Source organism: Streptomyces sp. NPDC015125, assembly GCF_043080045.1.
GTDB lineage: Bacteria > Actinomycetota > Actinomycetes > Streptomycetales > Streptomycetaceae > Streptomyces.
On the sequence record NZ_JBIBVF010000001.1, the window covers coordinates 17,017 to 40,545 of the forward strand.

At 69.1% G+C, this 23,529-nt stretch carries 19 protein-coding genes; 8 read left to right on the forward strand and 11 right to left on the reverse strand.

Annotated features, from left to right (window positions below):
• Positions 1-57: 57 nt before the first annotated feature.
• Together ACF088_RS00065 and ACF088_RS00070 are read right to left on the reverse strand one after the other, a co-directional pair.
• Positions 58-837 carry a WXG100 family type VII secretion target gene (locus ACF088_RS00065; protein ID WP_392373041.1) on the reverse strand — a complete coding sequence of 260 codons (780 nt, stop codon included), beginning with the start codon at positions 835-837 and terminating at the stop codon, positions 58-60.
• Entirely contained in the window at positions 834-1,142 is a 309-nt protein-coding gene (locus tag ACF088_RS00070; RefSeq protein ID WP_392373042.1) for a hypothetical protein, read from the reverse strand. Before ACF088_RS00070 ends, ACF088_RS00065 begins: the two co-directional genes overlap by 4 nt.
• Positions 1,143-1,381: 239 nt before the next feature.
• Here ACF088_RS00070 and ACF088_RS00075 point away from each other — a divergent pair, with 239 nt between their 5' ends.
• The 3 genes from ACF088_RS00075 (at position 1,382) to ACF088_RS00085 (ending at position 5,790) form a co-directional block, all read left to right on the forward strand.
• Positions 1,382-1,789: a hypothetical protein gene (locus tag ACF088_RS00075; RefSeq protein WP_392373043.1), complete on the forward strand. Its 408-nt coding sequence runs from the start codon at positions 1,382-1,384 to the stop codon at positions 1,787-1,789.
• A gap of 444 nt (positions 1,790-2,233) precedes the next feature.
• A complete protein-coding gene (locus tag ACF088_RS00080) occupies positions 2,234-4,462 on the forward strand; it encodes an ATP-binding protein (protein ID WP_392373044.1) in 2,229 nt (742 codons plus the stop codon).
• Positions 4,459-5,790: an SUKH-4 family immunity protein gene (locus ACF088_RS00085; RefSeq protein ID WP_392373045.1), complete on the forward strand. Its 1,332-nt coding sequence runs from the start codon at positions 4,459-4,461 to the stop codon at positions 5,788-5,790. The genes ACF088_RS00080 and ACF088_RS00085 overlap by 4 nt, the downstream gene beginning before the upstream one ends.
• Before the next feature lie 270 nt (positions 5,791-6,060).
• On the opposite strand, the gene ACF088_RS00090 is transcribed toward ACF088_RS00085, so the two are convergent.
• Positions 6,061-6,360 (reverse strand): hypothetical protein, encoded by a 300-nt coding sequence (locus ACF088_RS00090; protein ID WP_392373046.1) that lies wholly within the window; start codon positions 6,358-6,360, stop codon positions 6,061-6,063.
• A 685-nt stretch (positions 6,361-7,045) separates the two neighbouring features.
• Between ACF088_RS00090 and ACF088_RS00095 the strand changes: the two genes are divergently transcribed.
• Together ACF088_RS00095 and ACF088_RS00100 are read left to right on the forward strand one after the other, a co-directional pair.
• Positions 7,046-7,375, forward strand: coding sequence for a WXG100 family type VII secretion target (locus ACF088_RS00095; RefSeq protein WP_392373048.1), 330 nt, complete (start codon positions 7,046-7,048; stop codon positions 7,373-7,375).
• A 215-nt stretch (positions 7,376-7,590) separates the two neighbouring features.
• A complete protein-coding gene (locus tag ACF088_RS00100) occupies positions 7,591-8,619 on the forward strand; it encodes a PE-PGRS family protein (protein ID WP_392373049.1) in 1,029 nt (342 codons plus the stop codon).
• Between the two features lie 217 nt (positions 8,620-8,836).
• Here the strand turns inward: ACF088_RS00100 and ACF088_RS00105 are convergent, their stop codons facing one another.
• The 7 genes from ACF088_RS00105 to ACF088_RS00135 all read right to left on the reverse strand — a co-directional run bounded on the left by ACF088_RS00105 (position 8,837) and on the right by ACF088_RS00135 (position 16,305).
• A complete protein-coding gene (locus ACF088_RS00105; protein WP_392373050.1) occupies positions 8,837-10,153 on the reverse strand; it encodes a S8 family serine peptidase in 1,317 nt (438 codons plus the stop codon).
• Positions 10,154-10,244: 91 nt separating this feature from the next.
• Positions 10,245-11,747: a hypothetical protein gene (locus ACF088_RS00110; protein ID WP_392373051.1), complete on the reverse strand. Its 1,503-nt coding sequence runs from the start codon at positions 11,745-11,747 to the stop codon at positions 10,245-10,247.
• Positions 11,748-11,787: 40 nt separating this feature from the next.
• Positions 11,788-12,135: a hypothetical protein gene (locus tag ACF088_RS00115; protein WP_392373052.1), complete on the reverse strand. Its 348-nt coding sequence runs from the start codon at positions 12,133-12,135 to the stop codon at positions 11,788-11,790.
• 20 nt (positions 12,136-12,155) lie between these two features.
• Entirely contained in the window at positions 12,156-13,280 is a 1,125-nt protein-coding gene (mycP, locus tag ACF088_RS00120) for a type VII secretion-associated serine protease mycosin (protein ID WP_392373945.1), read from the reverse strand.
• A 315-nt stretch (positions 13,281-13,595) separates the two neighbouring features.
• Positions 13,596-13,889 carry a WXG100 family type VII secretion target gene (locus ACF088_RS00125; RefSeq protein WP_006602760.1) on the reverse strand — a complete coding sequence of 98 codons (294 nt, stop codon included), beginning with the start codon at positions 13,887-13,889 and terminating at the stop codon, positions 13,596-13,598.
• 125 nt (positions 13,890-14,014) lie between these two features.
• On the reverse strand, positions 14,015-14,338 hold the full coding sequence (locus ACF088_RS00130) for a WXG100 family type VII secretion target (protein WP_392373053.1): 324 nt from the start codon (positions 14,336-14,338) through the stop codon (positions 14,015-14,017).
• A gap of 365 nt (positions 14,339-14,703) precedes the next feature.
• Complete coding sequence (locus ACF088_RS00135; RefSeq protein ID WP_392373054.1) at positions 14,704-16,305, reverse strand: type VII secretion protein EccB; 1,602 nt, start codon at positions 16,303-16,305, stop codon at positions 14,704-14,706.
• Positions 16,306-16,650: 345 nt separating this feature from the next.
• Between ACF088_RS00135 and eccE the strand changes: the two genes are divergently transcribed.
• From eccE to ACF088_RS00150, 3 genes are all read left to right on the forward strand, one after another.
• On the forward strand, positions 16,651-17,877 hold the full coding sequence (gene eccE / locus ACF088_RS00140) for a type VII secretion protein EccE (protein WP_392373055.1): 1,227 nt from the start codon (positions 16,651-16,653) through the stop codon (positions 17,875-17,877).
• Positions 17,877-18,719: a hypothetical protein gene (locus tag ACF088_RS00145; RefSeq protein ID WP_392373056.1), complete on the forward strand. Its 843-nt coding sequence runs from the start codon at positions 17,877-17,879 to the stop codon at positions 18,717-18,719. Before eccE ends, ACF088_RS00145 begins: the two co-directional genes overlap by 1 nt.
• A gap of 383 nt (positions 18,720-19,102) precedes the next feature.
• Complete coding sequence (locus ACF088_RS00150) at positions 19,103-21,994, forward strand: SCO5717 family growth-regulating ATPase (protein WP_392373057.1); 2,892 nt, start codon at positions 19,103-19,105, stop codon at positions 21,992-21,994.
• A 518-nt stretch (positions 21,995-22,512) separates the two neighbouring features.
• On the opposite strand, the gene ACF088_RS00155 is transcribed toward ACF088_RS00150, so the two are convergent.
• On the reverse strand, positions 22,513-23,460 hold the full coding sequence (locus ACF088_RS00155) for a bifunctional riboflavin kinase/FAD synthetase (protein ID WP_392373059.1): 948 nt from the start codon (positions 23,458-23,460) through the stop codon (positions 22,513-22,515).
• Positions 23,461-23,529: the final 69 nt, after the last annotated feature.

A 23,529-nucleotide genomic window follows, 5' to 3' on the forward strand; every position in this document is an offset into this window, starting at 1 on the left:
GCGGTAGGTGAGGTACGTGAGCGGTACGTGCGCGCCGAGCGTGCCGGGCCGTAGGTGTCAGCCGAAGGCCCCGTGTCGGGTGATGTCGGGTCCGGGCCGGCCGGGTGCCTCGCCGTCGGGCGCCACGGGGGCCGCCTGGGGCTCGGGGGCGTCGGACGGGGCGGCGGGGGCTGCGTCCGGGGCGGCGGGGACCGCCGTTTCCTTCTTCTGCGGCCCGGTCTTCACGTCCCGTTCATGGCCCGGCTCCGGCTCCGTGCCGGGCGGCCGGCTCCGTACGCCCTTGGCGATGCCCTCGCCGCCCCGCGTCGTGGCCTTGCCGTCCCGCGTCGAGGCCTCGCCGTCCGGCGCCGGGCCGAACGGGTCGGGCCCCTGTGCCGCCGTGGAGGTGGCCCATTCGTGCCGCAGGGCCGGCCGCGAGCCCTGGCCGCCGCCACCACCGCGCTTGCCGAACGCGCCGCCGAGGCCGCCTGCAAGCTGGCCGAGCGCCATGAAGCCGTAGGCGATCTCGGGGCCGGACGACGACTGCGCGCCGTCGGCGGAGTGGTGCACCGGTGGTGCGCCGTGGTCCTTCTCGCCCTGGTCGTCGGCGGGCTGCGCGGCGGCGGTCTCCAGGTCGGCGGCGGCCAGTTCGAAGACCGGCAGGGATGCGTCGACGGACCGCTTGAGGCGGTGCCACTCCCCCGCGAACGCCTCACCCGCCGGGCCGTGCCAGTTGGCCGCGGCCGCGGTGCCGACGTGCCGGTCCAGATCGCGGACCAGGCCGTCGAGGTGCTTGCCCATCTCCCGCCAGCCGGCCGCCGCTTCGTGCAGGGCCTCGGGATTGCCTCGCTCGCTCACTGGACGCTCCGCATCATCTCGGCCAGCTCTTCCTCGGCCGCCTGCGCATTCGCGACGGTCTCCTTGATCCCTCCGCCGACCTCCGCGAGGCGCTGCTGCAGCTGGACGAGTGCCTGCTCGGCCTGCTCGTACAGCTCGCGGTAGGGACGGGCGGCCTCGTCGCTGCCGAATCCCTCCCGCAGGGCCTCGGCATCCGCCCGCCGCCTGAATGCGGCAAGCTGCCGGCTCAGTTCTTCCGCTCGTATCTCGAAGGTCGCACCGAGTCCCTGCAACTCCTCGGTACTGAGCCGGACTTCATCGGACATCATTTCTCCCCGAATTGCATGACGGCTACCTGCCGGCATCGCTTCAGGTCTAGCACACCCGCAATAGGCCCGAAGCCCTCTGCGGAGCGGGCGGGCGGGCGGCAAACCATGAATTCACCGTGGCGCAATATCCGGCAATACCGACAACCCCGCCTTGACGACCCGTTCACACCCGTCATTAGACTCGGGACGCCGGTGCCGCACACGCGGCCTGTGCCATCACGTTCAAGGGGGCAGACATGAGCAATGAGCGGCAGATCCAGGACGAAGACCTGATGGACGTCGCCCAGGATCCCGAGCAGGCGCACCGGCTGCGCAAGGCGCTGAAGGTCCTGGCGGACAACCCCAATGTCGGCGGCAAGCTCCAGGAGATGGCGCGGGAGGTGCTCTCCGGGCGTATCGGCATGAAGGACGCCATCGCGACGCCGGGGTACATGGACGCTCTGGGCGACCGGATGAACGAGATCCGGCGGGCCGCGGAGAACCAGACCATGGCCGAGCGCGAGGAGTCCCACGAGAAGTTCGCCGCGTGGCAGAAGGAGCAGGAAGCCAAGGAGGACGAGGAGCGCGCCGAGCGTGACGGCCCTTCCGGCAGCATCGTGACCGCCCCGCGGCGCGGTGGCCGGAGCGGCGGACACCGGAACTGACCAGGGCACCGCGCGGGCGGTCCGCGGTGCTCACCCCGGCGGCTCGGTAGTGCGGCAGGGCGGCAGGGCGGCAGGGCGGCAGGGCGGCAGTTGGGCAGCTCGGCAACGGTTCGCTCTTTCCTCCCGCCGAAATCCGTTCCCACCGCCCGGAAAGCCGCTGCGGAAGAAAGCAGATCGACCACATGATCATTCGTGCGGATCTGCTTTCTTTCCGCACACGGTGATCTCGTTTTCTCCACATCGGGCCCCTGGGACAACTCACTTCACTCTCCCCCCACCCGTCCTCCGGTACGACCACTGCACACCGGCCCCGGCCTGCCTGTTCCAGTTCCGGCACAGCCCACCCCGCACCATCCCCCGCGTACGGCACGGATCATAGGATCGAGCCGGAACACGCAGGAATCCACAAAGGTGGAGGCGGGATTGATGGGGGACGAGGAAGCCATGAGCGCCTCAGGCGAAGGAAAAGCCGCAGCGGCCGGATATGCACCGCATCCCTACGTCGGCGGCCGCACCGCTGTGCTCCGCGCGCTCGCGGCCTGGCGTATGCGGTGGCCGGGCGCGCCGCGCGTCATCGTGCTCACCGGCAACCCGGGCAGCGGGCGTTCGCGCCTGGTCACCGGCTTCCTGATGATGTGCGACCCCGGCTACCGCAAGCAGCTGCCGCTGGACGATCTGGACCCGGCCACGGTGCCCCCCGATCTCCCGGCGCCCGCCGTGCCGAGCCCCGCGGGGCGCACCGCGGCGCAGCTGTTGTGGCTCATCTCCGATCATTTCGGGCTGGCCGCCGACCGCGACGACGAGATCTTCACCGAACTCGCCGCTCGTGAAGAGCCGGTGACCCTTGTGGTGCCCGATGTCGACCGGGCCGGTCCGGTACGCGCCGCGAACGAGTCCGCGCGCGTCGTCCGGGACGTCCTCAAGCCGCTCGCCACCACCGAAACGGTGCAACTGCTCGCCGATGTGCCGCGCGAACTGGCCGCGGAGCTGGCCGGGGCGCTGCCGCCCGGCCAGGCGCAGATCATCGATCTCGACGCGCCCGAGTGGGCCGACCCCAAGGGCCTGGTACTGCACGCCGAGACCGCGCTCACCCCCGACGCGGGGGCGCAGGAACTCCCGTACGCCACCGACCCGTCCGCGCGCCGGGCGCTCGCCGAGGCCCTCGCGGCGCGCGCGGACGGCAGCCGGCTGACCGTCCAGCTCGCCGTGCAGTCGCTGATCGTGCAGCCCGAGGGCTTCGACCCGGCGGACGCCTCCCTGCTGCCCGGCAGCGTCGGGGAGGTGCTCGATCTGCATGCGCGCCGACTGGGCGCCGATCCGCAGACCCTGCGGCTGATGCTGGCGCCGCTCGCGTTCGCCGAGGGCGAGGGGCTGCCCGTCCAGCTGTGGGGTGCGCTGGCGAGCGCCGTCGCCGGACGGGACATGAGCCAGGACCTCGCCGACGGGATGCTGCTGGCCGCGCCGTTTATCGAGCCGGTCGAGCCGTCCCGGGGCACCGACGGCGACGGGAGCGGGGAGGGGAATGGGACGGGCGACGACGGGGCCGGCTCCGGGGCCGGCGACGGCCGTACGCTGCTGCGCCTGATGCACCCCGGCATCGCCGAGGCGATCCGCTCCGGCCTGCCCGACGTCCGCGACGCCCAGACCAAGATCGCCATGGCACTGCTGGAAGCGGTGCCGCAGCAGGACTGGGCGCAGGCCGATCCGTACATCCGCGACCATCTGGCGGCGCACACCCTGGAGGCCGGTCTCCTCCCCCAACTCCTCACCGACCCCGGCCTGTTCGCCCACGCCGACCCTTTGACGATGCGCGCCGCCATCGAAGCCGTACCGCTGGAGCAGCTGGGTGCGCCGGCCCGTACGTATCTGCGCATCGCCCCGCTGCTCACCCGCTCCCAGGCGCCGGCCGAATTGCGGGCGGCGTTCCTGGAATCCGCGTTCGTCGAGGACGGGCTGGCGCCGTACGCGGACGCGCTGCACACGCTCGGCTTCACCCTGCCGTGGCGGACGCTGTGGAGCGTGCCGTTGGTCGGCGTCCGCGCCGTGACCACGGGTTCTCTGCCCCCGCAGAGCGGGGACGGTGCGACGGCGGACCCGGCCGGGGACCCGGACGGGGACCCGGACGGGGACCCGGCGGAGACGGCCATCGGCTCCGGCGGCGCGGCGGCCCCGGCCCCCGACGGCAGTGCCGGGCCGGTACCGGTGTCCCCCGCCGCCGTTCCCCGCCCCGTGGCCGCATTCCTCGTCCCCGAGGGGACCCCCGGCTCCCGGACGGTTGCCGGCCCGGACGGCGACATCTCCGAGGCGGGCGGCCGGGCGCTCCTCGTCCACGATCTGCTGCGTCCGGGGTATATCGACGCCGATCCGGCGCAGGTGCAGCTGCCCTCGGCACAGGCCCTGGAGGCGGCGCCCTTCGGGCTCAGCCGCGGCGCCGACTATCTACGGGTATGGGCCCGCGCCGACGAGGAAGTGGTGGCCGCGCTGCTCTCCGACACCCCGTTCACCGGCGCCGACCTCTCGCCGGACGGTGTACTGGTCGTCGCCACCGCGCGCGGTGTGACCGCCCGGCAGATCCTCGCCGCGGCTCCCGCGCCCGCCCCCACCGTGCCGGCCCAGCGCACCGGCACCGCCGACTCCCTTTCGTCCGACGGCCTCGAAGGAGACCACTCGTGATCACCCAGGCGCAGGCCCACGCCACCGCGGCCCGCTGGCTCAACCCCGAGGGGCATCAGGGCCCGCCGCGGGAGGTGGCCATGCAGGAGTTCGACCTCGGCTGGGTGGTGTGGGCCGTACCGCCGGCCCCGGAGACCGACCCGCACACCGGTCGGCGCCGCCCGCCGGCCGAGGTCGGCGCCGCCTGCGGTGTGGTCGACCGGGCGTCCGGCGAACTGACGGTGTGGCCGTCGGTGCCGGTCGACGAGGTCGTACGGATGTACCGGCAGAAGCACGCCACAGGTGACACAGCGGCCCCGCCCGCCCCCGCCGAACGGCCGGTCACCGGCCCCGGCAACACCGCCGTCGCGACCTACAACGACCCGTCGACCGGCGAGGAGACCAGCCTCGCCCGGGTCTCGTCCCCCGGTCAGCCGCCCGCCGAATATCAGCTCCACGACGAGTTGCAACGGCTGGGCGTCAACCCCGCGGACATCCGCGCGGTCCACACCGACCTGCGGTCCGCCCTGCTCCCCGGCGGCTACCCCGGTGACTTCATCCTCCGCACCTTCCCGAACGCCACGTTCTCCTGCACCGAGGGCTACGGCATGCACGCCGAGGAGCGTGCCGAGGGCGTCGCCGGGCTGGTGCGGCACGTCGCAATGATGCACCAGCTTGCGGGCCGGCCCGCACCGCCGCGGCCGCACCGGCTGCCGGTGCCACAGCGGGTCGAGGCCGCGCCACAGATGCGGGACGTGGCCCTCGGCAAGCACCTCGTGGAGGTTTTCGGGCCCCAGGGCGTATACCGTCCGGACGCCGACGATCTCGCCGCGACCCAGCTCCCCGAGACGACGAAGAACACCCTGGTCTGGGCCGGACTGCCGGCCCGGGTCCCGTACTTCTTCACCGCCGACCGGCCCGACGCGCCGCCCGCCGGCGGACTGTTCACGGACGTGGCGGCCCACCTGAGGGAAACCGGCACCGAGGCCCGCGAGCAGAACCTGGCCACCCTCGCCGGCTATGTCCGGATCGGCACCGACGGGCTCTACACACTCGCCGTTCAGTGCACCGCTCCGGAGCAGAATCAGAGCCTGGTCGGCACCGTCTGGGCGGTCCAGCCGTCGTCGGGCGGCGGCCGGTTCGTCAACCGCACCGCGTCCGCATACCTGCGCTCGCTCGCCCTGCTGGTCACCACACGCCGGCAGATGCAGGGCATGGACCCGTACGCGGCAGGTGCGGCGGTCGCCGCCTTCCAGGAACAGATCGCGGCGATCGACTCCTGGGCGCTGGACGACGACGGCAACTGGTGGTCCCTGGTCATCGAGCAGATGTGGCACGGGTTGTTCTGAGGGCAGGGGGCAGCCCTCGGGGGGCGGGCCGACTCGGGGGGGGGTGTCTGTGGGGCTGCTCGTGGGAGGGCTGTGTGGGGGGGCTGTGCATGGGGGGCATAGGGGCATGGGGATGCGTGGGGGCTGTTTCCGGTGGAGCTACTTCCGGTGGAGCTACTTCCGGTTCGCCCGCTTCCCGGCGGTGATCCGAGGGACCGGGCGGCCTCACCACCGAAGGCTCACTGAAGCAATACGCCCGGCGCCCGCCCCTACCCCACCCTTAAGCAACCCTCAGGGCAGCAGCAGCCAGTCAGCCGCCAGTGCGGCCGCCAACCCGATGCCCAGCAACCAGGTGCCAAGGCGGGTGCGCCCGTTCCGGCTGAGTTCGATCACCACGCCACAGAGCACCAGCGCGGCCCCGTACACCCCGACCACCAGCACCGACGTGCGCGACGCCAGGCGCACCACGAGCACCCCCGCCATCGCGGCCATCAACACCGAGGCCAGGACGATGCGTATTCGCCTGGCCTGACGGGGCGTCAGCCCCACTCGGTTCTCGGGGAGGGGCTCTTCGGTGCCGGCTGCGTCCATGAGCGGGAATGCTACGGGACGAGTGATCGCCGGGCCGCCCCGCTCCCCCTGAGCAGCGCCAACGACCACTCAGCCGGGCTGATTCGGCTGCCGACCAGCGGCTGCCGACTGCCGACTGCCGACTGCCGACTGCCGACTGCCGACTGCCGACTGCCCGAACCCTCCCTCGACGCCCGACGGTCGACGCCCGATGGTCAACGGTCGAATTCCCTGCGTCCACACACGCCGGTCGCATTCCCTGCGTCCACGCACTCCCGACCATCAACATGCCAGGCCCACCCGTACGGCCCATTCCACAAGCCGCCCGATTGACGCCCCGTCACCTGTCATTGACGGCAATGCCACCTTTCGGCAACCACCGAGGCCAGCCCGGCCCCGCCCCCCGACCCCGGCACCCCCACCTCCACCTCCACCTCCAGGGCCAGAATGATTGACCGACCAGCGCACCCATACTTAACCTGCCCTTTCCATACACCGACCGGGAACATCCCCGCGCACCCCCTCACACAAGATTGGCCACTGCCGAAGGTGGGTCAATTCCAGTGAATCCGAACGCGGTTGAGACGCAGGATGCCCACGTTCCCTCCACACACCTCGCCTTGACATGCCTGCGCTCAGATCACCTAATGTGTGGTTCGTTGAGGATGCGACAAGTATCTGCGGGCGACGCACGACGGGGGCAAGGGTGGCAGGCAAGGCATTTGACGTCGATCCGGATGTGCTGCGCAAGCAGGGCGACGCATTCGTCCACATCGGCAGCGATTTCTCCAAGGCCTCGAAGAAGCTTCAAGACGATCTTGAAAGCCTCGGCAGCCCCTGGGAAAACTGCGACTTCGGCGACATCTTCGAAACGATCTACACACCCATCAGGGATGGCATGTTCGAATCGATGGACTCCCTGGGCGAGCGCCTCGAAGGCATCGGCGACAAGCTCCAGAACATGGCCGGCTCGTACACCGAATCCGACGAGCAGGGAATCCACACCATCAGCGCCGTCGGCCGCCCCGCCATCTGACGACCGGTGGACATCCCGGCCATGAACCCGGGCGCCGGGACACCTGAAAACCCCACCCGAGGCCCTTCCCGGGCGCATTCCCGCAGCGCCTCGAAGGCGAGGCCGCACAGCGGCGGGTCCTCCCCGGGGGCCACCGCCGCCACCCCTCTCACGCTTTCCTTCACCGACGCCATTGCACTCCACAATCGGCTACCACTGCACGGGGGACGATCACTGTGTCATTGACGCTGCCAAGCGAGGTTGCTTGGGTCCTGGATTTGCTCGGCTACAACTGGCCGGATGCCGACGAGGACAAGCTTCACGAGTGCGCCCAGACCTGGCGCAACTTCGCCGAGGCGGTCAATCAAGCGTCCTCCAAGGGCTCTTCGGCAGCCAATGAGGTCGTCTCCGCCAACTCCGGAGAGGCGATCGAGGGCTTTTCCCACGAATGGGGTTCCTATTCCGGCGGCGGGGACGGCGGCGACAACTACCTTCGTGATGCCGCCGCGGCGGCCGAGGTAATCGCCGTCGCCTTCGATGCTGCCGCCCTCGCCGTTCTCGCCGGCAAGATCGCCGTCATTGTCCAGCTCGTCATGCTGGCCACCGAGATCATCGCGGCACAGGCCGCTGCACCCTTCACCCTGGGCCTGTCCGAGCTCGGTGCCGCAGGCGCCACCCAGGCCACCCGCCTGATCGTCCGCCAGATCCTCGACAAGATCAAACGCGAGGTCATGGAGGCGGCCACCAAGGCCATGGAACACGCCACCATGGATGCCATCAAAAAGATGGCGAAGAAGGCCGTCTCGAAGGAAGCCCGCAAAATCGCGGCGGACTACGTCAAGAAGACGGTCAAGGAAACCGTCAAGGACAAGGTCATCGATCAGGCGAAGGAAATCGCCAAGGACAAGATCGTCGAAGAGGGCAAGGCAAAGGCCCAAGAGGCCGCCACGGAGATGGCCCAGAACGTCGCCCAGCAGGGCATCGAAAGCCACTTCGGCGCCCAAGACGGAATCGACTGGGGCGAAACCGCCGACATCGGCAAGGATAAAGCCGGCGAATACGTCGACGGCATCAAGGAAGGCGCCCAGGAGTACAAGGACGGCGTCACCAGCCTCGCCGACCCCACCACCTATGTCGACCACGCCAAGGAAGACCTCACCAACCGGGGCCTGGACCACGCACAGCGCCATGTCGACCGCCGCACGGGCGGCGCGGCCACCCGCCACCAGGACGTCACGGACGAGGTCCGCTCGGTCTTCGGCTGAGCCGGCACCGCACTGTCACAGCAAAGAACTGGGCCCACAGCCTCCTCGGCTGTGGGCCCAATCCACTTCCCCTGAACTGCAACTGCACAGTGGCGTGGCCGGTGGCTACACCAGGCGCATGCATCCCGCGCTGGACGAGCAACGCGCCCCGGGTGAAAAAGCTGCGCTCCGGCACCTACTCGCCACCTGGCATCTCTTCACGGGATGGCGCGCGACCTCACTGCCCCGGAGGCTGAGTGGGAGGTGCCGGCGGGTAGGCACCAGGGTTCCCCGGCTGCTGGTAGTAGCCGAACTGATGCTGCGGCGGAACTCCAGCTCCGCTACCCGGACCGCCGAAACCAGTGCCACCTGGAGGCGGACCGTTGCGGCGCTTCTTGTTGGCAAGGACCACACCCACGACAATCCCCAGAACGACCACCACGCCGAGAGCGATTCCGGCGACTGCAATGGGGCTCAGGCCGCTGCTCTTCCCCTCGCTCGCGCTCCCTGGAGCTTCACCGGCCGGAGCATCCGCACCAGCACCGGCAGAAGGCTCAGAATCCTTCGGCATGGTGAGCGGCCCGTTCTTCGATCCGGCAGGGATCTTCTCCGAGAGGGCCCGGTACGGACGAATCACTCCGTAGCCGTACTTGGGGTCAGGGGAAGAGATGCCCGTCTTGCCATCGGGGGTGATTGCCGTCTTCGTGAGCCGATTGGCCACCTGCCCCGCGGTGAGATCCGGGTACTTCGAGCGAACGAGGGCGGCGGCGGCCGATACGTAAGCCGTTGAGTCGGAGGTGCCCGTGGCCTGCCGATACTTCATGGAGGTACCAGCGGAGTAGATCTTCTCACCGGGAGCGATCAAACGGATGTGGGGGCCGTAGTTTGACTCGCCAAGGACGTTGCCGTCCTCGGCGACCGCGCCGACCGCCAACACACCGGGCGCTGCAGCTGGATAGGACGGCTTACTGGTGCCGTCGTTACCGGAACCAGCAACCAGCAACACGTCCTTCTTCACGGCATAGCTGATCGCGCTTTTTTCCTTGTCGGTCAGCGCGTAAGGCCCCGCAAAGGACATGTTGATGACCTTTGCACCGTGATCAACCGCGTACCGAATGGGACCGTCGACGTTGTTCGCGTCTCCACCGATCGATTCATTCCTCTTGATCGGAAGGATCTTCGCGTCTGGTGCCAGACCCATGATGCCGTCAGCGTGGCGGGCACCGTGCCCATGCCCCGCGATCAAGGCCGCCATTGCCGTGCCGTGGTCATCGCCAGATTCATGATCTGCTGTACCGCCCCCGTCGGCGAAGCTCTTCCCCGGGAGGACATTCCCCTTGAGGTCGACGTGATCCCCGTTCACACCGGAGTCAATGACCGCCACAGTGACGTTTTTACCGGTCGACTCTTTCCACACCTTCTGCGGATTGAACGCGTCAAGCGCCCACTGTCCGTCCCGGATGTAGTCTGCCGAAGCGGTCGGCGCGGCGGTGAAGAGCAGTGCCCCTGCCGCCGCCACGCTACCCACCGCACGCAGCGTCCGCGTGAAGCTCATGCTGTAAACGCCTCTCCTCAACAGGTTGCGGCCCGCAGCCCTAAGGCTGCGGGCCCCACTCGTTTCCGCCGCCGTCACACCCGAAGGCTAGCTACTCGATCACCTTCGGAGCCACATCTCGCTCGGGTGTCCAGGTCTCCTCATCCTCAACAAGGTAGTCCGGCCGCTCACCGTTCTGCCCCTTGTCATTCTTGCCCTTGGCACCATGGGCACCATGCATCCCGGGCATCCCTGCCGGACGCCGACTCCCGGATGCCCCGGAACCAGCCTGGGCACCACCACGGCTGCGGTGCAGACCCGAGCCCCCCTGGGAGCCACCGGCTCCCTTGCCTTCGGCAGCGCCGCCGACGAGGCCCCCCTTCTGGCGGGCGAGGGCACCGCCGCGACCTGCTGCACCAGCACCCTTGGCGCCGCCCTTGGCGCCCGCCGCGCCGGCACCGCCCATACCCGGCATGCCCGGACGGCCGGCACCGCGACCGGCTGCCCCGCCGCCGGTGGTCGCACCACCAGGGCGAGCACCAATGGTCCCGCCGGTACGTGCACCGGGCGTGCCTCGCCCGGCCATGCCGCCCGGCATGCCGGGAACGCCACCCGGGCCGCCACCGATGCCGCTGGGACCGCCACCACCACTCAGGCCCCCGGTACCAGGACCGCCACCGGTACCACCGGGGACACCGACGCCGCCGCCCGGACCACTGGGCGCTTGTGGCGGAGTGAAGCTGTCGAGGCCGGTACCCACGCTCGGCGGCGTGAAGGATCCCTTGCCCGGCATCGTGTTGCCGACACCGCCATTGATCCCCGGTGTCTTCAGGCCGTCGCTCGAGGCCCCCGGCCCCTGACCCAAGGGCTTCATCGACCCCCTACGCGTCCCCTTGGGCTTGGTGATGCTCCCCGGAAGGGGGTAGTGAACCGGCGGGATTCCCGGGTTGTCCGGCGGCGGGATGTTGTTCGGGTCGTCGACGTTCGGGGGCGTCGGCTTCCCGATCGCTGCCGCATTCGTCCGGTACGCAGCGCCCAGATATTCCATGGTCGCCGCAGCCTTCAGCTGCGTCTCCTTCTGCGCGGACAGGTCGTCTTCGTTGTCCTCAACGACCTGAGTCGCGCTCTTTCCGCCCGCCAGCTGCGCGTCGGCGTTCTTGTCCTGGCGGTCGATGTGGTCCGTCGCCCAGTCCCAGGCCCGGTCGCCCCAGTCGGGCATCTCCATGCCGTCGAGATGCTGCTTGTACGAGCTCAGAGCCTCGTGCGCGCGGCCCATGCCTGCGCTCACGTTCTTGGCATACAGAGCACCGTTCCCGATGCTCTCGCTGATCTTCTTGGCTCGCTCACGGAACGCCTTCGCCGCATCGCCGTCCCAGTGCTGCAAGACCTCCTCGATGGCCTTGTCGAAGTAGGCCCGGATGCCACCGCCACTGTCGACCACCATCGTGTCGTGCACCTGTTTCCAGGCGTGGGAGACGCCGGCGACCGTCTCCGGCTTCGCATCGGCCACCATGGCCTTCAGCGCCGTGAAGTCGATCTTGTAGAACTTCGTGGTGTTCTCGATGGCATAGCACTTGTCCTGTGGTGCGTACTTGTTGTCCGCGTAACTACCCACGCCCCTGCCCCCTTTTCCTCTGCGAGCTCGATGCCATCGTTCAGGAGTAGTTCTTGTGCGCCGAAGGCTGGCCGCTCTTCAACGCATTGCTCGTGCTCTGCTCCTGGTCCTGATAGGCACCATGAGTCTTCGTGGTCTTCTTCTGGAGATCATCGATCAAGTCCTCAAGCTTTTTGAGCACGTATTTCTCGATGAACTCCTTCATATCGCCATGCGTCTGCCGAAGTTCGCGCTCTTCCTCGAAGTCCTTGCCCAGCGCACCTTCCGGCAGATGCGTCCCGCTCTTGGCCTTGCCGGATGCGCCCTGCATGTCCTTGAGGACATTGTTGAGCTTCTTGACGACCTCATCGAGTCTGTCAAGATCAACGCGATAGGAGTTGTTGGCCATACGTCGTCTCCCCGTGTCTACTATGCGTTCTTCCGTCGCCAGTCGCGGAGCGCGATGGCCGAACCAACTACCGCAGCGACGACAAGAAGTCCGCCCCCGACAATGTAGATGGAGATGCGGGCGCGCCGATCTTCGGCGGATTCGCCGATGGTGACGGCGGCCGGCTGGATGTTGGAGCCGTCAGCCGTATTTTTCGGCGCGTCCGGCTTGGGTGAGGCGGTGGGCCTGGTGTCGTCGTTGAGGGCGGCCACCGGGTCGACGACACCCCAGCCGATGTTCTGGTCCGCCTTCGGGCGCACGCGCTCCGCGGTCTGTTCCAGATGCCAGATGACCTGCTCCGGGGTCCACTTCGGGACCTCGTTCTGGTGCTTCGCGATCAAGAGGGCAGCGGCGCCCGCGGCGTAGGGCGCGGCGAAGCTGGTGCCCTGGTCGACACAGTTGCCGCCGTCGGGGACGGTGGAGACCATGTTCACGCCTGGCGCGGCGATGTCGACCCAGTCGCCCGGCTGGGAGAAGGGGGCGCGCTCGTTGTTGCGGTCCGAGGCGGCAACGGACAGGACATTGTCGAATTCCTGGAACGCGGCCGGGTACATCTTCTTTTCCTTACCGCTCGCGCCGTCGTTTCCGGCCGACGCGACGATGAGGATGTCTTGTTGGGCGGCTCGCTGGATCGCCGCCTTCAGGGGGCCCAGCTTTTCCTCGCCGGCGTCCGTGCCCTGGGAGATGTTGATGATGTTGACCTTCAGCTGCACCGCGTAATTGATGGCGGCGGCGAGGCTGTCGGAGGTGCCGGCCTTCTCCTCGGTGGTCTGCTGCAGCGGAATGACCTTCGCCTCGGGGGCGATTCCATAGAAGCCGGAACCCGACTTCGGGTGGGCGGCGATGATGCCCGCCACTTTGGTGCCGTGGCCGACCTGATCGACGGTCGGCTTACCGGGGCCGGGGACGAACTTCTTGCCGCCGCTTCCGATGTTGGGCTTGATCTGCGAGTTGCCCTCGTCGATGCCGGTGTCGATGACGGCGACGCGGACGCCCTTCCCCCGGGTGTCAGCCCACATCTGGTTGGTCAGGAGGCGCTGCAGCGACCAGGGGGTCTCTTTGATGTCGTTGGTGCCGAACTTGCACTCACCACTGTTGAGCGGCACGTTCGGGTCCGCGACCGCCGGTGCGGCGGTGACACTCGACAGGCCGACGATGCACACCGCCGTGACCAGTGCACCCGCCGCTCGGCGACGGTGCCCGGCTCGGTGACCAATGGCGCGAGATCCCACGGGCTTTCTGCTCTCCATGTGTGGCGAAATGGGAAGGAACGAAGTGTGAGAGGAGGGAGACGAAAAAGTGAAGGAGTGGTGGACGGCAGAAGGGCGAGCGCACTGATGCAGCGCGCTCGCCCTCATGGACCACTGTGCGAGCAGCCGGGCTGCTCAGATCTAGCCGTCTCCGGCTCGACCGACCGGAGGTCAGCCTGCCCAGATGCCGGAGTTCTTGTGCTCGGTGGCCTGGTAGTTCTGGGCGGCCTGGTCCAGCGCCTTGGCGATGGCCTCAAGCGTCGAGTGCAGGGAGGCCGCGCGCTGGTCCCACTCGCGCTGGCGGGCCTGGTAGCCCTCCTGCGCGGCACCTTCCCAGCTGGCGGCGATCTTCTTGACGCCCGCCTCGAGGTCGTCGAGCTGCTGGCGGATGTTGTTGGCCGTACCGCGCACGTCGGAACTGGCCTGCGAGATCGTCGCGAAATTAACGAGGATCTGGCCTGACATGGTGTCTCCTCAGGAGTTGATAAAGCCTGGTCGATGCACGTGCCACGGTGGGCCGGCGGGGACTGCCCGGCCGGCCCGAGCCGAGGCCGCTGAGCCGCTGCGCCGCGGAATGCGACGCGGCTCCATCATCCGAACGGGGAAGCCGAGGCGGAGATGTGCGAGATCGACTGGGCCTGCTCCTCTTCGGAGGCCGAGTAGTTCTTCGTGGTCGCGTCGATCGCTTCCTTGATCTCACCCAGAAGCTGGTTGAGACGGGTGGCGTCCTCGTTCACCTGGGACTGGAGCTGGTTGTACGAGGAGGCCGCAGCACCCTTCCAACCAGACGTGATGGTGTCGACGACCGTGTTCAGGCGCGAGATCTCGCCCCGGATCGACTGGTTGACCGAGGAGATCTTGCCGCTGAACGCGACCATCTCCTCCTCGGTGGTTGTGTACTGCTGACCAGCCATAGTCAACGTCCCCCATGAGACTCGTACGTCGTACCGCACCGGGCAGCCACAGGCGCTCGCGCGGCAGGCATCTCCTGCTGACGCCTTTGGCTACTTTAACCACTCGATATGGCTGTCCCCAACAGGGGGCGGGCTGTTGTGACGGGATCACAACAATGTCAACTACCCGTTGGTGAAACGTTGTTCACAAGAAACGGACAGATGTACCACTATCGGTCATCCCCCAGCGGGTCGGACCGGCGAAGATCACACAAAGAAGGTTCTCGCGGCACCGGAGGAAATGCGGCGGCAGCGGAATCCCGGGTACACCGAAGGCCGCGCCGGAATGCCCGTTTTCCGGGACCCGGTACGGCCTTCGCTCACCCTCAGGACGACTGCGGCTTCTTGGCGCTCTGAATGTCCAGCGACGGGCCGGCCGAGAGGAGTTCGGACCAGGCCTTCAGGATCAGCGGCGGATGCGCGCCCTCGTAGCCGAGGTGGATCTTCGCCTTGTCCTGTTCGTCGTCGGCCTTGCCGGACTTGCCGTCGCTGTCGTTGTTCCTCGGCAGCGGATAACGCAGTCCGGTGTCGGTGATCAGGAACTGGCTGCCGGTCTTGTCCTGGGGAGTGCGCACCTGCGTGTAGAGCAGACCGCTGCCGGGCGTGACATACGAGTTGGCGCCGGTGGCGATTTTGACCGGGTAGTCCTTGCCGACCCACGTCTGCATGTCCGGCACACCGTTCGGGAAGTTGAGCTGCCTCTCCTCACCGCCCGGGAGCTTGATGTTCTTGCCGTTGTAGACGCTGCAGGACACCCCGTTTTGGGTGGGGCTGGTCAGTCCGCCGGTCTGGGAGCCCTCCGCGAAATTGTTGGCGACCGAGAGGCTCTCGGAGGGCCACGGGGAGGGGAACGCGCCGAACTGCCCCATGAACTTCGTCGGGTTCCCCGAGTCGTCCTTCTTCGGGGGGACGGCGTCGACGGCGATGGGTTCGGGCTTGATCGGCGTACCGTCGCCGTTCACCTTGTCCGCGTTCGCACCCTCCTCCAGGAGGTTCGCGACGAAGTCCGACACCTCCTCGACGCCGTCCTGCTCGACGACGAACTTCTGGCCGTGGCTGTCCTGGAGGATCGAGCCGATCTTCTTGGCCCGCGCCGGGATCTTCGGGTCGGTGCTCTGCCCGCCCGCCCCGGTGACCACGGGCATGCTGATGCCGACCTGGCGCGGGAGGACGATGAGGGTGTCCATGAACTGCTGCGACACCTGCTGCGGCCGGGCGGAGGAGAAGATGATGCGGCGCAGCCTGTCGTTGACCGCTTCACTCCCGCCGTTGAACGCGAAGGCCTTGCCCTCGCTGTCGACCAGCCAACGCTTCTTCTGGGGGTCCTCGACGTACAGCGCCTGGCGGAGGTCGAGCTTGCCCTTGTCCTCGACGGCCTGCTTGTCCTTGCCGCCCAGGACGAACACGGACTGCTGGGGCTTGCTGTTGAGGCCGCTGCCGGGGCGGTTGCACACCGCCCAGGTCTTCGGCTTGTCGGCGTCCTCCGAGGCGGGCAGCCGGTCGGGGGCGTAAGGAATACCAATGGCCGGTCCGTGTGGAATCTTTCCGTCCAGCTCGGATTCCTTGACCTTGACCACCTTGAAGTTCGGGTCGATAAGCAGCCGGGCGGAGGCAAGGTTAAGGATGGGATACAGCAGCTTCTCGCCGTGCTTGCCGTTGTTCAGGACGATATAGCGCGTGGTGGATTTATCCCCGACGATGACATTCTTCCCGGGATCGTCCCAGCCCTGCGGAGCAACCGGCTTGAGAATGCCGCAGGCACCGAATCCCACGAGGGCGATGACACCCATCATCACGCTGGGCACCACCGCCTTGAGCGGCTTGGGGGCACTCTCGATCGATCCGTTCGGCAGCGGCTTCAGAAATGCCGCATTCGTGCGCTTTCGAGCAAACGAATACGCATTCAGCTCGTCCCGACGTGATGCCATTGTTGCTTTCTCTCCCCGCCTGTTGGATCCACATCGACCGCCCCCGGCACTCACGCCGTAGCGCCCTCTACTATGCCGTGTGTCGATCGACCCGTACGGTACGGGTGCCACCTTCCAACGCACCAGTCTCAGCGGGCGACCGACGCGTCCAGAGGCCACACCACCAGTAGAGGAGCAGGCCGGGGGATGTCCAGCGCCACCAGGGCTCGACGCCGCAATGGGCGGCAACAGCAGCAACAGCCTTCCGCTGCCCCGCAATACGCGGGAAATGCTGACCAAAACGGTACAGCTTCGGGCAACAGAGGAAATGGCGGCGGGGATTCCGCGGCCCGTCCGGCCGGTCCGGTGGCACCGCGGCTGCGCCAACAGGCCGGCACCATCGGCGGGGTCCGCGTCCAGCAGCTGGCCATCATCGAACTCGCCGCGGCACTGGTGCTGGTGGGCTGGACGATCCACCCGGCCGCCCTGACCGCGGCCATCGTGATCGCGGCCCTTCTGGTCATTTTCGCGCTCGGCCGGCGGCGGAAGATTCCGCTGCCGGAATGGATCACGACCGTGCGCGCCATGAAGCGCCGCGGCAAGGACAGCAACTCCGCGCTCGCGGCGACGCAGGGCGTGGACCCCGCGTTCGCGCCGGTGGTGGAGTGCGAACCGGCGCTGCAGACCTACGAATTCACCACCGAATCGGACCAGCGCGCCATCGGGTTCGTCGGCGACGGGACGTTTCTGACGGCCCTCGTCCAGGTGGACGCCCGTGACGAGCCGCTGCGGCCGCAGCGCGGCAGCCACATGCTGCCGCTCGATGTGCTGCACACCGCGCTCGACGTCGAGGACATCCACCTCGAATCGGTGCAGTTCGTCCAGTACACCCAGCCCGCGCCGGCGCCGCACCTCCCCGAGCAGGCCGTTGCGGCCCGTTCGTACGAGCCGCTGCAGGCCCAGTCGCAGACGCCGGCGCTGCAGCTGACGTGGATCGCCCTCAAGCTCGACCCCGAGCTGTGCTCGGAGGCGATCGAGGCCCGCGGCGGCGGGATGGAGGGTGCCAAGCGTTCGCTGCTGCGCGCCGCCGACCAGCTCGTCAGCCGGCTGACCGCACACGGCGTACGGGCCAAGGTGCTCGCCGAGCGGGAGGTCGTGGCCGCGATCGGTACCGCGGTGTGCGTCAGCCCGCGGGCCGCCAACGGGGCGATGGGGCGCGACGGCCGGGCGGCCCGCCGCACCCAGGAGACGACCCGGGCCATGCGCTGCGACGACCGCTGGCACACCACGTACTGGATCGGCCGGTGGCCCCAACTGGGGCAGGGCGGTGCCCCGTTGGCGGCCATCACCCAGCTGCTGACCAGCACCAGGGCGATGGCCAGCACCTTCACCCTGACCGCCACGCACGGCGGTGGCCGCGCCCCGGCCATCTCGGGTTACGTCCGTCTTTCCACCCGCAGTGAGAACGAACTCTCCGCCGCACAGAGCGAGTTGGAGCGTCGTTCCGGTTCCGCGAAGGTCGGGCTCGTACGGCTCGACCGGGAACAGCTGCCCGGCCTGCTGGCCACGCTTCCCCTCGGAGGTACCCGCTGATGGCCTCTCCCACCTATCAGCCCCGCGTCAACACCAGCGGCAACGGCTGGCGCAATCCCCCCGTAGGGGGCGGCGGCACCGGCGGCCGCCTCTCGCACCAGCCACGCCCGGACGAGGGGCAGTCGGGTCCGAACGGCCCGAAGCCCCGGCCCGGTTTCGGCCTGCGCGGCCCGCGGCGGAGCCCGCACATCCTGACCGCGGAGTCGCTCGCCTCGCTGACCCTGCCGGTCGGTGACGACGGCGTGATCATCGGCATCGACCCGCAGAACCAGCCCGCCGTGCTGAGCCTGCTGCGACCGGCGCCCATGGAGATCGCGCTGGTCGGCAGCATGTGGATGGCGCAGGTGCTGGCGCTGCGTACGGTCGCCACCGGCGCGCGGGTCGCGGTCGAGACGGCGCGGCCGCCGGCCTGGGGGCAGATGGCGCAGGCCGCGGGCGGCGGGCAGCAGTGCGTCTCCGTCCACGATGTGCGTCAGATCGCGCCCCAGGGACCGTCGGTTTCCAGCCCGGTGCTGGTCGTACGGGACATGGGTGCACGACCGCCGCGCAATCAGCTCGCCCCGAGCCCCTGGCAGTCGGTGCTGACCGTGCTGCCGTTCCTGGGGCCGCGGTCGCCGCAGATGCTCGGCCGTGCCGATCTGGTCGGTCTGCAGCGGCTTTCGCCCGAGGAGGCGGAGGTTGTGACGCGAATCATGCGGCTGCCGGAGCAGGTCGGCGCGGTGCTGCCGACGCTCAGCGACAACGCCATGCTGTGGTGCTCGCGCGACGGCCACCAGTTCGTCATGACCCAGCCCACGGAAGCGGAGACCAACCTGCTCGGCGGCCCGCGCCGTATGGACTGACCACCCCTGCGGGCCGGTTGCCCCGCGGGGGGTCGCGCACGGCGCGTACTCCACCGGCCGCAGGCACCGTGTGACGGGCGCACCCACGGGTGCGCCCGTCAGCGTGCCCAGGGGCGGCCCTCCTAGGGACAGACATCCCCTAGGGACAGACACTCCCTAGGGGCTCGAAGACGATATGGCACCGACTGCCGCTAAGGGCCGAGTCTTGATTAGGCTGTGCAGGAGAGCCGCAGGAGCACAGCACGACGGCAGTCGATACGGGGACGGAGACAGTTAGTGTTGGCGCAACCCCGGGTGGTGTGTTCCGACTTCCGCTACATCCGATCGATCCGCCTGTATCCGGTCCTGCCGTTCAGGTGCGTTGCAGTACACCAGGAGGCACAGTGAACGAGCAGGAGGCTTTCCGTCCGGACGGAAACGATCCTGACGACGACCAGTCCGAGTTCGACCTGACCGGTGAGTTCAAGATCGATTTCGCCGCACCGGCCTGGTACGCGAGCAACGACACCAGTGGTGGGGGCACGAGTGCCGCCTCCCCCGCGACTCCTCCTGCGTCTTCGCCCACCACTCCGCCCGCCGCCGCCCAGCCCCCGCTCGGCCCGCCCACCGGCCAGCCGCTGCCCGGGCCCGCCCAGGGGGCGCCCGGAATGCCGCCGCAGCAGGGTGCGCCCGGGATTCCACAGCAGGGTGCACCGACGGCTCCGCCGCCCGTAGAGGCCGCACCGCCGAGCTTCCCCACCCTGCGCCCGCAGGACAGCGGCAATGACGTACCGGCCGCCGCACCGCCCGGCCCCGAGCCGACCGCGGAGGCCGCACCGGCCACGGACGACGGTGCGGACACCGGTGCGGACGCCGGCAATCGCCGCTCGGGCACGGGTGTCGACCCGTCGGTTTCCCTCTGGGGCGACGACGAGGACGACGAGCCGGAGGCAGCGAGTGCGTCCGAGCCCGAGCCCGAGGCCGCGCCCGCGGTGGTGCCGGAGACCGCACCCACCGCGGTGCCGCAGCCCGAGGCCGCACAGACGCCGCACGCCGCCGAGGGCGGAGCTCCGGCCCCTGAGGCCGTCACGCCCGTCACGCCCGTCACGCCCGTCCCGTCCGCCCCCGAGACCGCGGCGCAGGGCGGACAGCCCGCACCGGGCGGGCAGCAGCCGTACCAGGGCGCGCCCGAGCAGGGCGCGCCGCAGCAGGGCGTTCCCCAGCAAGGTGTGCCGCAGCAGGGTGTCCCCCAGCAGATGCCCCCGCAGGGCGCCCCCCAGCAGGGAATTCCTCAGCAGGGTGCTCCTCAGCAGGGCCTTCCCCAGCAGGGTGCTCCTTGGGGTGCCGCGGCGGAGGGGCAGCAGCAGGGTGTGCCGGGGCAGGGCGCACTGCCGCCGCTACCGGCGGAGTTCCAGCCGGCGGACCCGCGGACGGCTCAGGCCCAGGCCGGTCAACAGCCGCAGCAGGGGCAGCAGCAGACACCTGCCCCGCAGCAACAGCAGGCGCAGCCGTCACAGCAGCCCCAGCAGCCGCAGGTCGGCTATCCGCAGGGACAGCCCGCTCAGCAGGGTGGCTACCCGCAACAGCACCAGGGCGCGCCCGGGCAGCAGCAACAGCCCGCCTACGGCTACCCGCAGCCCGCGTACGGCTACCCCCAGCAGGGCCGGCAGCAGACGCCGCAGCAGCCGTACGCGGCCACTCAACAGCCCGCGTACGGCTATCCGCAGACGGGCGCACAGGGCTATCCGCAGCAGGGCCAGCAGGCCCCACACCCCCAGCAGGCCCAGCCCGGCTACGACCAGCAGCAGGCCGCCGCCCAGCAGGCGGCGCAGGCCCAGGCCGCTCAGGCTCAGGCGGCGCAGGCCCAAGCGGCACAGGCCCAAGCGGCACGGGCGCAACAAGCCCAGCAAGCTCAGCAGGCCCAGCAAGCGCAGCAAGCTCAACAGGCCCAGCAGGCTCAACAACCCCAGCAGGGCTACCAGCCGCTCCCCGGCCAGCAGGCCGGCGACCCGAACGCGGCGGCGAACTACGCGTCGTACTCGCAGCCGGGTCAGCAGCAGCCGCAGCAGCGGGCCGCTCCCGGCGCGCCGCTCGGCTACAGCGCCGCGGTGGAGCTGACCTCCGACCGGCTGCTGCGCAACCAGCCCAAGAAGCGCAAGCCGGGTGCCAATGCCCAGCCGTCCAAGTTCAAGCTGGGTGCCAAGAAGGAGGAGGCGGAGCGCCAGCGCAAGCTGGAGCTGATCCGTACGCCGGTGATGTCCTGTTACCGGATCGCGGTGATCAGCCTCAAGGGCGGTGTCGGCAAGACCACCACGACCACCGCACTGGGCTCCACCCTCGCGTCCGAGCGGCAGGACAAGATCCTGGCGATCGACGCCAACCCGGACGCCGGCACGCTCGGCCGACGGGTGCGGCGCGAGACCGGTGCGACCATCCGTGACCTGGTGGGCGCGATCCCGCATCTGCACAGCTACATGGACATCCGCCGGTTCACCTCGCAGGCCCCTTCTGGCCTGGAGATCCTCGCCAACGACGTGGACCCCGCGGTCTCCACGACGTTCAACGACGAGGACTACCGACGGGCGATCGACATCCTCGGCAAGCAGTACCCGATCATCCTCACCGACTCGGGTACGGGTCTGCTCTACAGCGCGATGCGCGGAGTGCTCGACCTCGCCGACCAGTTGATCATCATCTCCACCCCGTCCGTGGACGGTGCGAGCAGCGCGAGCACCACCCTGGACTGGCTGTCCGCGCACGGCTACGCCGACCTGGTGCAGCGGGGTATCACGGTCATCTCGGGTGTCCGCGAGACCGGCAAGATGATCAAGATCGATGACATCGTGTCGCACTTCGAGACCCGCTGCCGCGGTGTGGTGGTCGTCCCCTTCGACGAGCATCTCGCCGCCGGTGCCGAGGTCGACCTGGACATGATGCGGCCCAAGACCCGTGAGGCGTACTTCAACCTCTCCGCCCTGGTGGCCGAGGACTTCACGCGGGCACAGCAGGCGGCGGGGATGTACCCCCAGCAGCAGATGGGCGGCGACCCCTACGCCCAGCAGCAGTACGCCCAGCAGGGCCAGCCTCAACAGGGCCAGCCCGCACCGGCGCAGCCCCAACAGCAGCCGCAGCAGGGCCAGCCGCCGGCCGGTTACCCGCCCCAGCAGGGCGGCTGGACCCAGCAGCCCGCCCAGCCGCCGGCCCACTGGCAGCAGCAACAGCCCGCTCCGGACGCACCGCAGCCGGAACACCCGGGCCTGGCGCCGGGATGGCAGCAGCCGCCGCCTCCGCAGTGAGGCGGGCATAACGGCACGGCACAGCGCACTATGGGGCGGGGCCCGGCATCTCACACTGATGCCGGGCCCCGCCCCATAGCACGTCACCCCTCGGACGAGTGAACCGCTTTCGGCCGAACTCCGCCTGGAATCGGCCGAGTTGGCGATACCGCACCTCTACACCCGCCCACCCCCCGAAGGGGGGTGGGCGGCGGGGAAAAACATATGCGGGTAAGGCCGGAACAACCGGGAGGGGAAGAGCCGGTACCGCTGGAGGCGGGGCCGGTAACCGCTGGAGGGAAAGCACCGGTAACCGCGGGAGAGGGAGCACCGGTAACCGCGGGAGGTCTGGGCCGGCAAGCGCGAAAGGGGTAAGCCCGGGGAAAAACGGGAGCGGGCGGGGAAGGACCGGAAAATCGGAAGGGCAGGCAGAAGGCCGGGGAATCCGGAACAGCAGGAAGGCCGGGAAACCGGAACCGGAGGGCCCGGCGGCGGCGCTCAACCCCCGACCGACGGCGATCAACTCCAACCGGCGGCGATCAACCCGCCTCCGCGACCAGCCCCCGAGCCAGCTTCACATCGACCGCCATCCGCTCCAGCAACGCGTCGAGCGTGTCGAACTTCTCCTGGCCGCGAATGTAGGCGACAAAGTCCACCCCGACGTGCAGACCGTACAGATCCAGGCCCACCCGGTCGATGGCATATGCCTCGACGGTCCGCGCCGTGCCGTCGAACTGCGGGTTGGTGCCGACCGAGATGGCCGCCGGCATCGCCTCACCCTCGACCTGCAGCAGGCCGGCGTAAACGCCGTCGGCCGGGATCGCGGTGTGCGGCAGGGTCTCCACATTGGCCGTCGGGAAGCCCAGTTCACGGCCGCGCTGGGCACCGCGTACGACGACGCCCTCGACACGGTGCGGCCGTCCGAGGACCTCCATCGCGCCGGCCACATCGCCCTCGGCGACCAGGCGGCGGGTGAGCGTGGAGGAGAACGGCTCGCCGCCGCCCGCCGCCCCGCGCTCGTAGAGGTCGATGACCTCCACGGTGTAGTCGTAGGTGGTCCCGAGCTGCGCAAGGGTCTCGACATTGCCGGTCGCCTTGTGCCCGAAGCGGAAGTTGGGGCCCTCGACGACGACCTGGGCCTGCAGCTTGTCGACCAGCACCTTGACCACGAAGTCGGCCGGCGCCAGCTTCGAGAACTCCTTGGTGAACGGGAGAATCAGCACCGCGTCCACCCCCAGACCGGCCATCAGCTCCGCACGCCGGTCGTGCGGCGCCAGCAGCGGCGGGTGGGTGCCGGGCCGCACGACCTCGCTCGGGTGCGGGTCGAAGGTGACGACCACCGCGGGGACCCCCAGCTCACGGGCGCGCGCGACGGCCTTGCCGATGATCAGTTGGTGGCCGCGGTGCACTCCGTCGTAGGAGCCGATGGTGACGACGCTGCGTCCCCAGCCCTCGGGGATGTCCTCCAAGCCACGCCAGCGCTGCACAGTGCCCGCTCCTCGCCCGAACCCTTGTCCGTCCATTGCGCCAATTCGGCATGGCGCAGGTCTAAGACT

What these genes read in the sequence shown, in the direction of transcription:
- ACF088_RS00070 (WP_392373042.1), bottom strand. Translation starts at nt 1,142, where the DNA reads ATGTCCGATGAAGTCCGGCTCAGTACCGAGGAGTTGCAGGGACTCGGT.
- ACF088_RS00075 (WP_392373043.1), top strand. Translation starts at nt 1,382, where the DNA reads ATGAGCAATGAGCGGCAGATCCAGGACGAAGACCTGATGGACGTCGCC.
- ACF088_RS00080 (WP_392373044.1), top strand. Translation starts at nt 2,234, where the DNA reads ATGAGCGCCTCAGGCGAAGGAAAAGCCGCAGCGGCCGGATATGCACCG.
- ACF088_RS00090 (WP_392373046.1), bottom strand. Translation starts at nt 6,360, where the DNA reads ATGGACGCAGCCGGCACCGAAGAGCCCCTCCCCGAGAACCGAGTGGGG.
- ACF088_RS00105 (WP_392373050.1), bottom strand. Translation starts at nt 10,153, where the DNA reads ATGAGCTTCACGCGGACGCTGCGTGCGGTGGGTAGCGTGGCGGCGGCA.
- ACF088_RS00115 (WP_392373052.1), bottom strand. Translation starts at nt 12,135, where the DNA reads ATGGCCAACAACTCCTATCGCGTTGATCTTGACAGACTCGATGAGGTC.
- ACF088_RS00125 (WP_006602760.1), bottom strand. Translation starts at nt 13,889, where the DNA reads ATGTCAGGCCAGATCCTCGTTAATTTCGCGACGATCTCGCAGGCCAGT.
- ACF088_RS00130 (WP_392373053.1), bottom strand. Translation starts at nt 14,338, where the DNA reads ATGGCTGGTCAGCAGTACACAACCACCGAGGAGGAGATGGTCGCGTTC.
- ACF088_RS00135 (WP_392373054.1), bottom strand. Translation starts at nt 16,305, where the DNA reads ATGGCATCACGTCGGGACGAGCTGAATGCGTATTCGTTTGCTCGAAAG.
- ACF088_RS00145 (WP_392373056.1), top strand. Translation starts at nt 17,877, where the DNA reads ATGGCCTCTCCCACCTATCAGCCCCGCGTCAACACCAGCGGCAACGGC.